This is a genomic window from Clostridium sp. ZBS2 (assembly GCF_023845855.1).
GTDB classification, from domain to species: Bacteria; Bacillota; Clostridia; order Clostridiales; family Clostridiaceae; genus Clostridium; species Clostridium aquiflavi.
Genome location: NZ_JAMQIF010000016.1, coordinates 271,495 through 286,079, shown reverse-complemented (window position 1 = coordinate 286,079; position 14,585 = coordinate 271,495). Strand labels below are relative to the sequence as shown.

The window sequence follows — 14,585 nt, the reverse complement described above, 5'->3', positions numbered from 1 at the left end:
CTTATCTTATTTCTTTTATTCACAATCATCATTAATAACAATTTTATTTAAATAAAAGTAAAATTCAACTCCATTATCTATGTTTTGAAGATTAAATTCACTATTATGAAGTTTTAATATATTTTTTACTATAGATAATCCAAGACCAGTACTATCTTTAGTTCTTTCTCTTGATTTATCAATTCTATAAAATTTATCAAATAATTTCTTAAGTTCTTCTTTAGGGATATTTATACCCATATTTTTTATGGAGATTTTAAATTTATCATTTTCTTCAGTTACAGATACATTTATTAAATTATGTGTAGGAGTATATTTAATTGCATTAGTTATAATATTAGTTATTACTTGATCCATTTGAAATATATCTGCATAAACATAACTATAAGGACTACTTGAAGTAAATTCAACTTTTAAGTCATATTCTTCAAATTTTAAATGATTATTTTTTAAAATTTTAGAAATTAATCTATTAATATTAAATGATTCTAGTTTTGGTTTTATAGTACCTGATTCTAGTTTTGATAGTTCTAACATATTTTTAACTAAGATATTCATTTTTTGAGATTCACTAATTATAGTTTCTAAATAAGTTAGTGCATCATCTCCAGATACTATTCCATCCTTAAGACCTTCAGCATAGCCTTCAATTATTCCTATAGGAGTTTTTAATTCATGGCTAACATTGTCTACAAACTCTTTTCTCATATTTTCAAGTTTTCTTTCTTTTTCAATATCCTCTTCTAACTTTTGATTTTTCTGTTTTAAATCAGTTAAAGCGTTTTGAAGATTTTTAGAGAGAAAATTTAATGTTCTAGCTAAATTTCCAATTTCATCTTCTCTTTCTACATCACATGAAACAGTAAAATCCATATTAGACATTTTATTAGCCACATTATTTAAGCTTGTAAGTGGCTTAGATATTAAATTAGAGTAAATAGAGGATAGTATACCAGCTATTATTGTTAAACCTAAAAATACATAAATATAAAATTCATCAATTATCTTTGAAGCTTCTTCAATTGGCTGAATTGATGAAACTGAAATTATAACACTATCATTATTAGATTTTAAAGACATAGGTGCTATTATACCAATTTTTTGATTTTCAGCTTCCTTGTTGTAGAATCTAGTTACTTTTATTTGTGATGAATTTATAACATCTAAAATTAAAGTTTTATTATTTATAAGTTCATCGCAAAATTTAGTTAATATAGCTATGTTATCTTTATTTTCAATTTTATTTGGCAGATACATTAATTCTCCATTTAGGGAAAAAATTGCAACTTTTGAGTTGTTGTCATTTTCAAATTTATCAAGAACTTGATATAAAGCATAATCATCATTATTTTGATAAGAATACAAAGTCTGTATTTTACTTATTTCTTTTACCAAAAAAGAAGTTTTTCTATAGAAATAAAATTTTTCAAACAAGAAAGATTGTGTAAAGTAAACTAATAATAATAGTCCAAATATAAGACAAAGAGTTATTACAAATAATCTTTTAGATAAGCTATGTTTCATTATTTAACCTCAAATTTGTAGCCACTACCACGAACAGTGACTATATAAGATGATTTGTCCAGCAATTTTTCTCTAAGTCTTTTAATGTTAGTATCCACAGTACGAATATCACCATAATAATCAATGCCCCATACATTATCCAATATGTTATCACGACTTAATGCAATTCCATCATTATTTATTAGATAAATTAAAAGCTCGTATTCTTTAGGGGATAAAAGTATTATTTTATCATCAACTTTAACCTCATGAGAAAGTTGATTTACACTTAAACCATTGAAATTTTGAATACTTGAGTCTAAATCTTCTCTTGTTCTTTTTAGTAATGCCTTAACCTTTGCAACCAGAACTTTAGGGCTAAAAGGTTTGGTCATATAATCATCTGCACCAAATTCGTATCCTTCAAGTTTATCTTCTTCTTCACCTTTAGCAGTAAGTAAAATTACAGGAACATTTGATACTTCTCTAAGTCTTTCAAGCATCTCTAGCCCATTCATCCTTGGCATCATTATATCTAAGAGTATTAAATCAATTTTTTCTTTACTAAATTGGAAGAGTCCTTCTTCTCCATTTGATGCTTCATAAATATTAAAACCATCTTTTAAAAGATAGTCTCTAATTAAAAATCTAATTTTAAGTTCATCTTCCACAATTAAGATTGATTTCCTCATATTTATACTTCACTCCTTTAAAATTAGAATTATATACTTTTTATATATTTTAGCATTACTTTAAGAATATATCTATAATAAGAGAATCTACATATTAATGAAGTTTAAATAATGTGTTATAATTTTATTTTAGATACTTTATATATTTAAGTAGTTATAATTTATTAGGAGAAGAGTGAATGATAAAATTAAATTTTGATATAAAAAGGCATAAGTTAAAAAATGGGTTAGAGGTAATAACTATAAACAAGAATACACAAATAGCGTCTATAAATATAGGTGTTAAAGTGGGTGCATTAAATGAGAGTTTAGAACAAAAGGGGATAAGTCATTTTATTGAACATTGTTTATTTAAGGGAACATACAAAAGAAGTGATGAGGAGCTTAATAGTGATTTAGAAGCTTTAGGGGGAGAGTACAATGCGTACACTGATTACGAAGCTACTGTGTATACAATTAGTTGTTTGATGGAAGAATTTAATAATGGAGTATCAATATTAAGTGATATGATTATAAATTCTAAATTCGAAGCAAGTGAAATAGAAAAAGAAAGAGGCGTAATTTTAGCTGAAATAAGGACTGGAAAAGATGACTTAGAAGATTATAGCTTTAAAAATGTAAATAATGTAGCATTTACTAAAAGTCCTTTAAAATACGAAGTAGCAGGTCTTGAAGACAATGTTAATAAATTTACTAGAGAAGAAATTAAAAAATACTATGAAAAATACTATACACCTAAAAATTCATTAATCACAATGGTTTCATCATTAAGTCATGATGAAGCAATAAAATTAATAGAAGAAAATTTTGGTATGTGGACTGGAGAAAAACCAGAAAATCTAAAGGTTGTTAAAGAAAAAAATAAGAGTATAACAAAAATTACGTACAAAAAAGATATAGAACAAAGTACAATAATTTATTTGTATACTTTCAACGAGTTAGAAAAAGAAGATGAATTACCACTTAGAATATTAAACCATAGACTGGGAGAGAGCGCTAATTCGCTTTTATTTAGAGAAGTAAGAGAAAATAGAGGTCTTGCTTATGATATATATACAAACTTAGAAATAAGTACTAATATAAAAACACTATATATATACACATCAGTAGCTGAAGAAAACTTAGAAGAAGCTAAAAGTGCAATAGATGAAACATTGAAGAATATCATTGATGGAAAAATTCAAATAGGTGATAGAGATTTAGACGTAATGAAAAAAGTTCATAAAACAGCAGTAATTTCAACATTAGAGGATTCTTTAGAGCTTTGTAATTATATGTTACATCAAGAACTTGAAGGTGAAGATATATTTGAATTTGTTAAAGATATGGAACGATTAAATAATATTGACAAAGTCAAAATAAATGAAGTGAGTAAAAAAGTTTTTAAAAGTCCAACTATTCATATACTAAAATCTAATTAATAAAATTTTACACAGTTTTAAATCAAATTTAAATAGGTTAAGGTGAGAAAATCAAATGGCTAAAATAACAAAACTAGAAATTCAAAAGAGAAATAAAGAAAGAGTTAATGTATTTTTAGATGAGGAGTATGCATTTTCTATAAGTGCTGAACTTATATATAAAGAGGGAATTAAGGTAAAAGATAATGTAGATTCAGAAAAACTTAAGGAATTAGCAAATAAAGATGCTATTATAAAATGTAGAGAAGCTGCAATAAGAACTATAGAAAGAAATTTAAAAACAGAAAAACAAGTAAGAGATAAATTGAATTTAAAGGGATATGATGAAGAGGCTATAACTAAGGCAATAGATTTTTTAAAGGAGTATGATTTTTTAGATGATAAAGATTATACTAATAAATTTGTTAAAGATAAGTTGAAATCTCAAGGGAGTAATAAAATTAGATACTCACTTATGCAAAAGGGAATATCTAAAGATGTTATAGAAGAGGAACTTAGCAGTATAGATAAAGAAAATGAAAAACAAAGTGCACTTGTTTTAGCACAAAAGAAGCTAAATAGTCTTAGAAAAACGGAAGATGATATGTATAAGATATCAAATAAATTATACAGATTTTTATTATCAAAAGGCTATGGATATGAGATTATCAAAGACGTAGTTAAAGAGGCCATGGATTTTGAACTTTTTGATTAAAGGAGAACATAAATGGAAAAAATTCTTTTATACAAAGTTATGATTTTTGGTATAATAGGACTGTCAATAATGTTTAGTATAATAAAGGTATTAAGGAATTCCAATATTGATTATGTTATTGCTCCTATAATAGATACAATAGCAAGCATATTGACATTTATGCTGATTTTGTTAAAATATGAGAATATTAATAGTATATTATCATACTTTATTAAAAACATTTTAGGAGATTTATATTTAACTAATGGAATAATCAAAATAATTGGTATTATAGCCTTATTTATAATTATAAAATTTATAATAAAATTTATAATTTCAATAATACAATCAACTATTTTTAGCGGTGGAAAGAAAGTTATAAATGAAAGTAAAACATTACTAATTATTTTTTCAACTATATTTGGTATCGCTAGAGCTTGTATTTTTATATTGATATTATTTGTTCCTATAATAATGTTTAATTCTATTCCTAACAATCCTTATCAGATTAATATTTTTAATGATATTACTGCGTTTAATAAAGTAGAAGATATTATAGATAAAAATAAATCTAAAATCATAAATAATGGACTGATTAAGGATATAGCATCGAATAGAATCATTTATTATAATGGGATTACTTTAGATGAAGGGGTAAAATCTAATGATGTTATTAACGAAAAGGCAAGAAAAATAGTATCATCAAGTAAGAATGATAGAGAAAAGGCAAAAAAATTATATTCTTGGATTGGCTCTAATATAACTTATGATTACGACAAAGCGACTAGAGTTTTAAATTCAGAAAATGTAAAAAATAGTGGTGCCATATGTGCATATGAAGAAAGAAATGGTATATGTTTTGATTATGCATGTCTTTATGTAGCTATGGCAAGAGCAACTAACCTTAAGGTTAGATTAATAACTGGAAAAGCATATAATGGAGAAGAATATATAAGTCATGCATGGAATGAAGTATACTTAAGTGATGAAAACAAATGGATTAAAGTTGATTCAACATTTTATAATGCGGGGAATTATTTTGACTGTGATAATTTTGATGAGATACATATAAAAGATAATATTGCAGGAGAATGGTAGAGTAAGAAGCATATTTATAATATACTTCTTATAAAATATAAGAAGTATATTATTTTTTTGATATTTTTGTAAGTATTAAATTTATGGCTTTTTCGCAATCAGTATCATCATTGCTAATAGCCCATGCTATATTAAAAAATTGCAAGGCTTTATTTAGTTTATTTTTCATAGTGTAGCAGTAGCCTAAATTAAAATAATATTTGCTTTCATTTTGAATAGTAAGAGCATTTTTTAACATAGTGATTGCTTTATCAAACTGCTTTAACTTAATAAAACAAACACCAGCATTATAATATGAACAAGCCTCATTTTGTTTTTGAGTAGCAGATTTTTTATAACAATCAATAGCTCGTAAATAATCTTGAGTATTGTACAATTTATTTCCTTCATTAAAATAGTTCATTTTAACCTCCGAATATATTATTTTATAAGTTATTAAAATATATAAGATCTCCAATATACTAATTAAATACATTTAGATTATAGACATGTAAAATAACTACTATACATAAATAAAACAAAATTGAAATAATAATGTTGTATACAAATAAAAATATTAATATAGAATTTGTATTTTAATTTAGAGTAGGTGAAATTGAAGATGAAGAACTATAAAATAGGATTAGACATTGGCTCGACAACGGTTAAACTAGTTGTTCTTAATCATAAAGAGCAATTAGTATATAGTAAATATGAAAGACATTATTCTGATATAAAGAGTACTATTATAGAGTTAATAGAAGAAGCATATAAAGATCTTGGAAATATTTATTGTACATTAAGCGTAACAGGCTCTGGAGGACTTTCTGTATCTAAATGGCTTAATGTAGAATTTATACAAGAAGTTATTGCATGTTCAAAAACAGTTGAAACAATAATTCCAGAAACAGATGTTGTAATAGAATTAGGTGGAGAAGATGCTAAAATAACTTATTTCAGAGGTGGACTTGAACAAAGAATGAATGGAAGCTGCGCAGGGGGAACAGGAGCATTTATAGATCAAATGGCTGTTTTATTAAATACTGATGCTAGTGGTTTAAATGAATATGCTAAAAGTTTTAATGTTATATATCCAATAGCATCAAGATGTGGAGTATTTGCAAAAACAGATGTACAACCTCTTATAAATGAAGGCGCAAGTAAAGAAGATATTTCGGCGTCTATATTTCAAGCAGTGGTTAATCAAACTATAAGTGGACTAGCGTGCGGTAAACCTATAAAGGGAAATGTAGCTTTCCTTGGAGGACCATTATTCTTTTTATCCGAGTTAAGACAAAGATTTATAGAAACATTAAACCTAAAAGAAGAAGAAGTGATTTTTCCTAAAAATCCACAATTATTTGTAGCACAAGGAGCAGCATTATTATCAACAAAAAATAACTTTACAGATCTTGAGAGTATAGTAAAAAAAGTAAAAAATTTATCTGCAATAAAAGATGATGATGTTGAAAGATTAGATGTATTATTTGAAAATGAAGATGAATATATAAAATTCAAAAAAAGACATGAAAAGGCTAAGGTAAAAAGAGGAGATTTAAATAATTATAAAGGTAAGGCTTTTTTAGGAATAGATGCAGGATCAACAACTACTAAAATTGCATTGATAAATGATAAAGATGAACTTATATATTCTTTATATGAAGGTAATGAGGGTAATCCTCTTAAAAAAGTTATACAAATGTTAAAAGACTTATATTCCAAATTACCAAGTGAAGTTGAAATTACAAATACAACTGTAACAGGATATGGAGAAGCTTTAATTAAATCAGCATTACATATTGATATTGGAGAAATAGAAACAATTGCTCACTATAAGGCTGCAGAATATTTTCTACCAGGAGTTGATTTTATTTTAGATATTGGTGGACAAGATATGAAATGCTTAAAGATAAAAAATGGAACAATAGATAGTATATTGTTAAATGAAGCTTGTTCATCTGGATGTGGTTCTTTTATAGAAACATTTGCGAAATCCTTAAATATGAAAATTGAAAATTTTGCAAAGGAAGCAATTAAATCAAAAGCACCTGTTGATTTGGGCTCAAGGTGTACTGTTTTTATGAATTCAAGAGTTAAGCAGTCACAAAAAGAAGGTGCTGAAATTTCTGATATATCTGCTGGTTTATCATATTCTGTAATAAAAAATGCTTTATTTAAAGTTATTAAATTAAGAGATGAAAAAGATATTGGAGATAAAGTAATAGTACAAGGTGGAACATTCTACAATGATGCTGTACTTAGAAGCTTTGAACTTGTTTCAGGTAGAGAAGCAGTTAGACCAGATATAGCAGGTCTTATGGGTGCTTTTGGATGTGCAATAATATCAAAAGAAAGATATGTAGATGGAGAAAAATCTAGTATACTTTCTAAAGATAAAATTAACAACTTTAATATGACAGCAGTATTTAAGAGATGTGGGAAATGCGGAAATAATTGTCTTTTGACTGTTAATAAATTCTCTACTGATGAAGAGTTTATTTCAGGTAATAGATGTGAAAGAGCACTTGGAGTAGATAAAACTAAAAATGATATTCCTAATTTATACAAATATAAGTATAAGAGAACTTTTAATTACATTCCTCTTAAAGAAAATGAAGCTAAAAGAGGAGTAATAGGAATTCCAAGAGTATTAAATATGTATGAGAATTATCCATTTTGGTTTAAAACTTTAACAGCACTTGGATTTAGTGTAAAATTATCACCTTCGTCAAGTAAAAAGATATATGAAAAGGGAATAGAAACAATACCATCAGAATCAGCTTGTTATCCAGCAAAATTAGTTCATGGACATATTATGTCACTTGTAGATTCAGGAGTGAAAACTATTTTTTACCCTTGTATACCATATGAGAAGAATGAATTTGTAAGTGCTAACAATAATTATAATTGTCCAATGGTAACATCATATCCTGAAGTAATTAAAAATAATGTTGATGAATTAAAAGATAAAAATATAAAATATATTTCTCCATTCTTTTCATTAAATGATGAAAAAGAATTAGCAAAGAGAATAGTTCAAGAATTTAAAGATTATAATGTTACATTAAAAGAAGCAGAAATAGCTGTATATTTAGGAGCTAAAGAAAGAGATGAATATAAAAAAGATATACAAAATAAAGGTGAAGAAGTTTTAAAATATCTTGAAGATAACAATAAATACGGAATAGTTTTATGTGGTAGACCATATCATATTGATCCAGAAATAAATCATGGAATTCCTGATGTAATAAATTCTTATGGCATGGCTGTATTAACAGAAGATAGTATATCTCATTTAGGTACTTTAAAAAACAAACTTAGAGTTGTAGATCAATGGACTTATCATTCAAGATTATATAGAGCAGCACAAGTTGTATCAGAAAATAATAATCTTGAAATAATTCAATTAAATTCTTTTGGATGTGGACTAGATGCTGTAACAAGTGATCAGGTTTCTGAAATAATAAGCGCTAAAGGGAAGATATATACTTTACTTAAGATAGATGAAGGAAATAATTTAGGAGCAGCTAAGATTAGAATTAGATCATTAAAAGCTGCAATAGAAGAAAGATTAAGAAAAAATTATGCCCCTATTGAAGAAAAAATAGAATATAAAAATCCTATTTTTACAAAAGAAATGAGAAAAACCCACACGATACTTGTACCACAAATGTCTCCAATTCATTTTAATTTAGTAGAAGAAGCAGGAAGAGCAAGTGGGTATAATATTGAAGTGTTACCTTCAATTGATACTAAAGCTATTGAGGAAGGGTTAAAATATGTAAATAATGATGCATGCTATCCATCTATAATTGTCATTGGTCAAATGATTAATGCTTTAAAATCAGGAAAATATGATTTAAATAATACATCAGTTATTATAAGTCAAACTGGTGGCGGATGTAGAGCAACTAATTATATAGGATTTTTAAAGATGGCTTTAAAACATGCAGGATTTGAAAATGTACCTGTAATATCTTTAAATGCAGTAGGACTAGAAAAACAACCAGGATTTAAAGTAACTTTTAAATTTTTAAATAAATCACTAATGGCTTTAATATATGGTGATTTATTTATGAAAACACTATATAGGACAAGACCATATGAAAAAGAAAAAGGTTCTGCATTTTCATTGTATGAAAAATTCAACGAGAAGGCTAAGAAGATTATAAGAACTGGAAGTAAGAAAGAATTTAATAATAATATAAAAGAAATAATAGAAGCTTTTGATAAATTACCATTACTAGATATTAAGAAGCCAAGAGTTGGAGTTGTGGGTGAAATATTAGTTAAGTTCCATCCCACTGCTAATAATGATATAGTTGGTATATTGGAAAGAGAAGGTGCTGAAGCTGTAGTGCCTGATTTATTAGACTTTTTCCTATATTCAGCATATGATGATGTTTTTAAGCATGATTATCTTGCAGGAAGTTTAAAGAATAAAGTTATTAGCAAATTGGCTATAGCATATATAGAAAGTTTTAGAAAATCTATGAAAAAATATTTAGACAATAGTAGTAGATTTACAGCACCAAAGCATATAACAGAATTAGGTAAATTAGCTTCACCAATAGTATCCCTTGGAAATCAAACTGGAGAAGGCTGGTTTTTAACGGCAGAAATGATTGAGTTGATTGAAAATGATGCTGAAAATATAGTGTGTATGCAACCTTTTGCATGTTTACCAAATCATGTAACCGGAAAAGGTATGATAAAAGCACTTAAAGAAAAATATCCAAAGTCTAATATAGTTGCAATAGATTATGATCCAGGCGCATCAAATGTAAATCAATTAAATAGAATTAAGCTAATGCTTTCAGTTGCATTTAAAAATATAGAAGATCAAATTATATTATGCAAGAATATAGAATCTAAGGACAATGTGTTAAAAAAAGAAGTTAGTATAACCTTGGAAAAAAAAGAATAACATTTTATTATTTGATTATGTTTTAGTAGCATGTTGATATATGCGTAAGCAAAGTGGGCTGAGTAATTGAATTTAGGAATACTAAAAATGAATATAGTCCCATTTTAGCTTGNNAAAATTAAGACAAGCAGTAAGTGTGACAATACTCATTGAGAATTCTCAAAGTCCAATTACAATGCCTCTCTGCCTATTGCATATATCAACACATATTTAAAACATATCCTAATTATTTAGATGTTTAAATTGTGTACAGGTTAAGATATAATTTTATTGTACTTATGTAGAATAAAGAGGTGAATTTTAGATGAAATTAGAATTAACAATATTTGAATTAGGTCAAGCTTTAAAAAAATTAGAAAAAAAGCATGAACTAGATTTACTAGTGAAATCAACATTAAATGGTGGTTGGATGACATTAAGAGGAATGGCTAATATACAAAGAGTTCCAGGATTAACTTTAGGTTGTATTAGTAAAGGAAATAATATTATAGATATAAAAATAAAAGATAATAATGGACAAGGAAGTACATTAAAGCTTACTGGTGCAAAAGAAAAAAAATTTAATGTAGAGATATCTTCAACTAAATATATAGAATTATCTAATAAAAACAGACTTAGTTCAAATGAAATAAAAGTTAACCAAAATGAATGTAAGTTACGAATTGATGAAAATATGATATTTACTATAAAAGCTAGTGCAGATGAAGTAATAAAGCTTATAAAATAAGCGAGTTTTAGGTATTAAATTAAAAGTATAAATACTAAATAAATTTATTAATAAAAAATTATATGCTTGTCTAATGAAGAATTAGAGATATTAGAAAGCATAAAATAGTTTTTAGAGAATTACTTTATAAAGAAGCTCATTAAATATTAAGATTAGTTTTAATATTTAATGGGTTTATTTATGTTTTAATGGATAATTTATAAACACAATCTAATACTATTAATGATATTTAATTTAAATTTGATAGTGTAGAAAAATAAGAAATCATTTAATAAAAAATACTAAATATAAAATCAAAGTAATTATATGGAGGATAAAATTAAGTGTTAAAAAAAATATTAAATATTAGTATAGTTGTATTTATGATAATCATAATATTTGTAAATTATAATAAAAATTCAATAATTACTAATTCAAAGGTTGAATTAGTAAATCCAGCTAAAGTAGGTGTATTAATATACAAATTTGATGATGAATATACCTCTACAATTCAAAAAAACTTAGAAGAAATTCAAAAGGAAAATGTAGGTAAAGTTGAATTTAGTTTTTTTGATGCTAATGGGGATCAAAGTAAACAAAATGAAACTATAGATACAGTACTAAAAAATGAAGTAGATCTTTTATTAGTAAATTTAGTTGATACGAGTGAAAAATCTACACAAACAGTTATTGATAAAATCAAAGAAAAAAATATTCCAGTAATTATATTTAATAGAGAGCCAATTAGTAAAATACCTGTAAAATCTTATGAAAAAGCTATTGTTTTAGCAAGAAATCCAGAAGAAGCAGGTATTCTACAAGGAAAAATTCTTGTTGATTTATGGAATACCAATAGATCTGAAATAGATGTAAATAAAGATAGTATAATGCAATATGTTATGTTAACAGGTGAACGTAATAATCTAGATACTATTGCAAGAACAAAATACTCTATTGAAACTGTTAATAAAAATGGAATAAAAACTGAAGAAATTGCATTAAGAGTTTCTGATTGGAGTAGAAAATTAGCAGAAGAAGCTGTTACTCCATTGCTTTATCAATATGGTAATAAAATTGAAGCAATAATTGCAAATAATGATGCTATGGCTATAGGTGCTATTGAAGCTTTACAGAAGCAAAATTATAATAAAGGAGATGAAACAAAAAAAATTATAGTTGTTGGAGTTGATGCAACACCAGAAGCACAAGAATTAATAAAAAAAGGTTTTATGTCAGGAACTGTTTTTCAAGATCCTCGTGCAGAAGCAGAAGCACTTTATACTTTAGGGATGAACTTAATTTCAGGTAAAAGTGCTATTGAAAATACAGACTATGAATTTGATGACACAGGAGTTACAATTCGTATACCATATAAAGAATATATCACTGAATAGAAAAACAATAAAATTTAGTATAAATAAAAATAATTTACTTATTAGAATAAAATATTATGATAAACACAACATATAAATAAAGCGAGGTGATACAAATGGACAATAATAAAAATAGGTTAAAAGATAGACCTAAATCAAATGTAGAACTTAGAAAAATAGACCCTAAAGAAAATTCGGATTTAGGTATTATTGATGGAAAAAAGATAGGTGCACCTTCACATAAAGAAAAAGATCATTTTTAATAAAGTATAAAATAAATACAAGTGTACACCATAATGTTGAGGTGATATTAATGAGTAATAAAAGTAATAAAATGAGAGAAAATAATAAAAGAAAAAAGAAAAATGTAAATCATAATCCTCAAGCTGAAAGTGTAAAAGCAGTTTTTGGAGAACCAAAAGCTAAACCATATGATCCAACAGATTTTAAAATTTAATAAAGAAAAGAATTATAAGATAAAGCATGAGTAAATCAATTTATTCATGCTTTATTTATATGAATAAAAAATGAATTGATTTATAAATTAGAATTGGAGATTTTTTATTTTATATCAAAATTGAGGGTGTAACTGTCCTCTAACCATTTATCTAATCCTTCTTTAGTAAAAAAATATCTACTTTTACCAACCTGAAAATGAGGAATTTCAGAATCAGAATCATTAACTGTATAAACATTATACAATATATTACTGGAAAATTTTTAAGTTTAGGAGTAAGATAATATGATTGTTCTAAATAACTATTTAAAAACTAGTAAATTATCCTGAGAGGGAATAATATAGTTACTAGAGGGGAGAGGGGGCTATAATATGTTTATAAGAAAAAATGTTTTAAAATTAGCTATACCAATAATAATAGAGCAAACATTTGTTATGCTTTTGGGTGTATGCAATACAATGATGGCAGGACATATAGGGGAAGAAGCGGTTTCTGCAATTGGAATGGTAGATTCAATAAATAATATGTTTATATCTTTTTTTGCAGCCTTATCTGTTGGAGCTACTGTAGTTGTTGCACAGCATATTGGAAAAGAAAATCATAAAAAAGCAAATGAAACAGCTAGACAAGCTTTGGTATCTGGATGCTGTTTAGCTGTTTTAATAAGTATTTTAATGTGGATTTTACGTGTTCCAATGATTAATGCTTTATATGGTACAGCAGAAGAATTAGTAAAATCAAATGCAAAAATATATTTAGAACTTACACTTATTACGTATCCTTTTATTGCAGTGCAGCAAATTGCAAATGGAGTATTAAGAGGATGTGGAGATACAAAAACACCAATGTATATTACAATGTTTATGAATATTATTAATATAATTTTAGGATATATATTAATTTATGGAATAAAAGATGTTAATTTATTAGGATATGTTTTAAATACAATGTCATATGGAATAGAGGGTGCTGCAATATCAATTGCAATTGCAAGATTGGTTGGAACAATTCTTATAGGAATTGTTTTATTTAGAGGAAGTAGAATTATAAGAATGAGAAAGATTTTCCCATTTAAATTTGATTTAGAAACACAAAAGAGTATATTTAATATAGGAATACCAGCAGGTGTTGAGCAAGTACTTTTTAATGCAGGAAAATTAATTGTTCAAATATTTATAGTAACTATGGGAACCGCATCAATAGCAGCAAATGCAATAGGTTCATCAATAGCAACTATTGTTGCAGTACCAGGAAATGCACTATGTTTAGCTGCAACAACTTTAGTAGGTCAATATGTAGGACGAGATGATACAAAAGGTGCAAAAAGCACACTTGTTTATTTAACTAAATTTGGAACAGTATGTTTGGTGGCAATAGGTTTAATATTTATTCCTATTTCAGAATGGGTATCTTCTTTTTATACAGATAGTATAGAGGTAATAAAACTTTCATCTACATTAATTAAAAGTAATAGTGTGGCTTTAATAGTATGGCCTATTTCTTTTATATTATCATCAGGGTTAAAGGGAGCTGGAGATACAAGATATACTATGTTAACAGCATTTGTAGGAATGTGGATTTTTAGAATATTTACAGGATACATTTTAGGAATAGTATTTAGACTTGGTGTTTTAGGAATTTGGATTGGAATGTACACAGATTGGTTAATCAGAGGAATAATGTATTGCTTTAGGCTTAGAGGTGAAAAGTGGCTTAAACATAAAGTTGTATAATAAATTAGGCTATGTTTTAGCA

General features: G+C 26.2%; 12 protein-coding genes. 9 read left to right on the top strand and 3 right to left on the bottom strand.

Features of this window, described 5'->3' with window-relative positions:
* Positions 1-15: 15 nt before the first annotated feature.
* Positions 16-1,524, bottom strand: a complete 1,509-nt coding sequence (locus NG918_RS10695) for a HAMP domain-containing sensor histidine kinase (protein ID WP_252213154.1) — start codon at positions 1,522-1,524, stop codon at positions 16-18.
* Positions 1,524-2,195: a response regulator transcription factor gene (locus NG918_RS10690; protein ID WP_252213155.1), complete on the bottom strand. Its 672-nt coding sequence runs from the start codon at positions 2,193-2,195 to the stop codon at positions 1,524-1,526. The genes NG918_RS10695 and NG918_RS10690 overlap by 1 nt, the downstream gene beginning before the upstream one ends.
* Positions 2,196-2,374: 179 nt before the next feature.
* Between NG918_RS10690 and NG918_RS10685 the strand changes: the two genes are divergently transcribed.
* From NG918_RS10685 to NG918_RS10675, 3 genes are read left to right on the top strand one after another with little or no spacing between them, the layout of a single operon-like run.
* Positions 2,375-3,616: a M16 family metallopeptidase gene (locus NG918_RS10685; RefSeq protein WP_252213156.1), complete on the top strand. Its 1,242-nt coding sequence runs from the start codon at positions 2,375-2,377 to the stop codon at positions 3,614-3,616.
* Between the two features lie 55 nt (positions 3,617-3,671).
* Entirely contained in the window at positions 3,672-4,310 is a 639-nt protein-coding gene (recX, locus tag NG918_RS10680) for a recombination regulator RecX (protein WP_252213157.1), read from the top strand.
* Between the two features lie 12 nt (positions 4,311-4,322).
* Positions 4,323-5,387, top strand: coding sequence for a transglutaminase-like domain-containing protein (locus NG918_RS10675; protein ID WP_252226133.1), 1,065 nt, complete (start codon positions 4,323-4,325; stop codon positions 5,385-5,387).
* A gap of 49 nt (positions 5,388-5,436) precedes the next feature.
* Here NG918_RS10675 and NG918_RS10670 read toward each other — a convergent pair whose 3' ends face one another.
* Positions 5,437-5,790 (bottom strand): tetratricopeptide repeat protein, encoded by a 354-nt coding sequence (locus NG918_RS10670; protein WP_252213159.1) that lies wholly within the window; start codon positions 5,788-5,790, stop codon positions 5,437-5,439.
* A gap of 198 nt (positions 5,791-5,988) precedes the next feature.
* On the opposite strand from NG918_RS10670, the gene NG918_RS10665 reads away from it, so the two are divergent.
* From NG918_RS10665 to NG918_RS10640, 6 genes are all read left to right on the top strand, one after another.
* The gene (locus tag NG918_RS10665; RefSeq protein ID WP_252226131.1) at positions 5,989-10,293 is read left to right on the top strand and encodes a 2-hydroxyacyl-CoA dehydratase; all 4,305 of its coding nucleotides are present in this window, start codon (positions 5,989-5,991) and stop codon (positions 10,291-10,293) included.
* Positions 10,294-10,597: 304 nt separating this feature from the next.
* Positions 10,598-11,020 (top strand): UDP-N-acetylglucosamine pyrophosphorylase, encoded by a 423-nt coding sequence (locus NG918_RS10660; RefSeq protein WP_252213161.1) that lies wholly within the window; start codon positions 10,598-10,600, stop codon positions 11,018-11,020.
* Positions 11,021-11,343: 323 nt separating this feature from the next.
* Positions 11,344-12,393: a galactose ABC transporter substrate-binding protein gene (locus tag NG918_RS10655; RefSeq protein WP_252213162.1), complete on the top strand. Its 1,050-nt coding sequence runs from the start codon at positions 11,344-11,346 to the stop codon at positions 12,391-12,393.
* Positions 12,394-12,488: 95 nt separating this feature from the next.
* Positions 12,489-12,635 (top strand): hypothetical protein, encoded by a 147-nt coding sequence (locus NG918_RS10650; RefSeq protein WP_252213163.1) that lies wholly within the window; start codon positions 12,489-12,491, stop codon positions 12,633-12,635.
* A 50-nt stretch (positions 12,636-12,685) separates the two neighbouring features.
* Positions 12,686-12,829 (top strand): CPC_1213 family protein, encoded by a 144-nt coding sequence (locus NG918_RS10645; protein ID WP_491536912.1) that lies wholly within the window; start codon positions 12,686-12,688, stop codon positions 12,827-12,829.
* 372 nt (positions 12,830-13,201) lie between these two features.
* A complete protein-coding gene (locus NG918_RS10640; RefSeq protein WP_252226128.1) occupies positions 13,202-14,563 on the top strand; it encodes an MATE family efflux transporter in 1,362 nt (453 codons plus the stop codon).
* Positions 14,564-14,585: the final 22 nt, after the last annotated feature.

Excerpts from the sequence above, each read along its gene's own strand:
- NG918_RS10650 (WP_252213163.1), top strand. The coding sequence starts at position 12,489 with ATGGACAATAATAAAAATAGGTTAAAAGATAGACCTAAATCAAATGTA.
- NG918_RS10640 (WP_252226128.1), top strand. The coding sequence starts at position 13,202 with ATGTTTATAAGAAAAAATGTTTTAAAATTAGCTATACCAATAATAATA.
- NG918_RS10675 (WP_252226133.1), top strand. The coding sequence starts at position 4,323 with ATGGAAAAAATTCTTTTATACAAAGTTATGATTTTTGGTATAATAGGA.
- NG918_RS10695 (WP_252213154.1), bottom strand. The coding sequence starts at position 1,524 with ATGAAACATAGCTTATCTAAAAGATTATTTGTAATAACTCTTTGTCTT.
- NG918_RS10690 (WP_252213155.1), bottom strand. The coding sequence starts at position 2,195 with ATGAGGAAATCAATCTTAATTGTGGAAGATGAACTTAAAATTAGATTT.
- recX (WP_252213157.1), top strand. The coding sequence starts at position 3,672 with ATGGCTAAAATAACAAAACTAGAAATTCAAAAGAGAAATAAAGAAAGA.
- NG918_RS10670 (WP_252213159.1), bottom strand. The coding sequence starts at position 5,790 with ATGAACTATTTTAATGAAGGAAATAAATTGTACAATACTCAAGATTAT.
- NG918_RS10685 (WP_252213156.1), top strand. The coding sequence starts at position 2,375 with ATGATAAAATTAAATTTTGATATAAAAAGGCATAAGTTAAAAAATGGG.
- NG918_RS10645 (WP_491536912.1), top strand. The coding sequence starts at position 12,686 with ATGAGTAATAAAAGTAATAAAATGAGAGAAAATAATAAAAGAAAAAAG.
- NG918_RS10665 (WP_252226131.1), top strand. The coding sequence starts at position 5,989 with ATGAAGAACTATAAAATAGGATTAGACATTGGCTCGACAACGGTTAAA.
- NG918_RS10660 (WP_252213161.1), top strand. The coding sequence starts at position 10,598 with ATGAAATTAGAATTAACAATATTTGAATTAGGTCAAGCTTTAAAAAAA.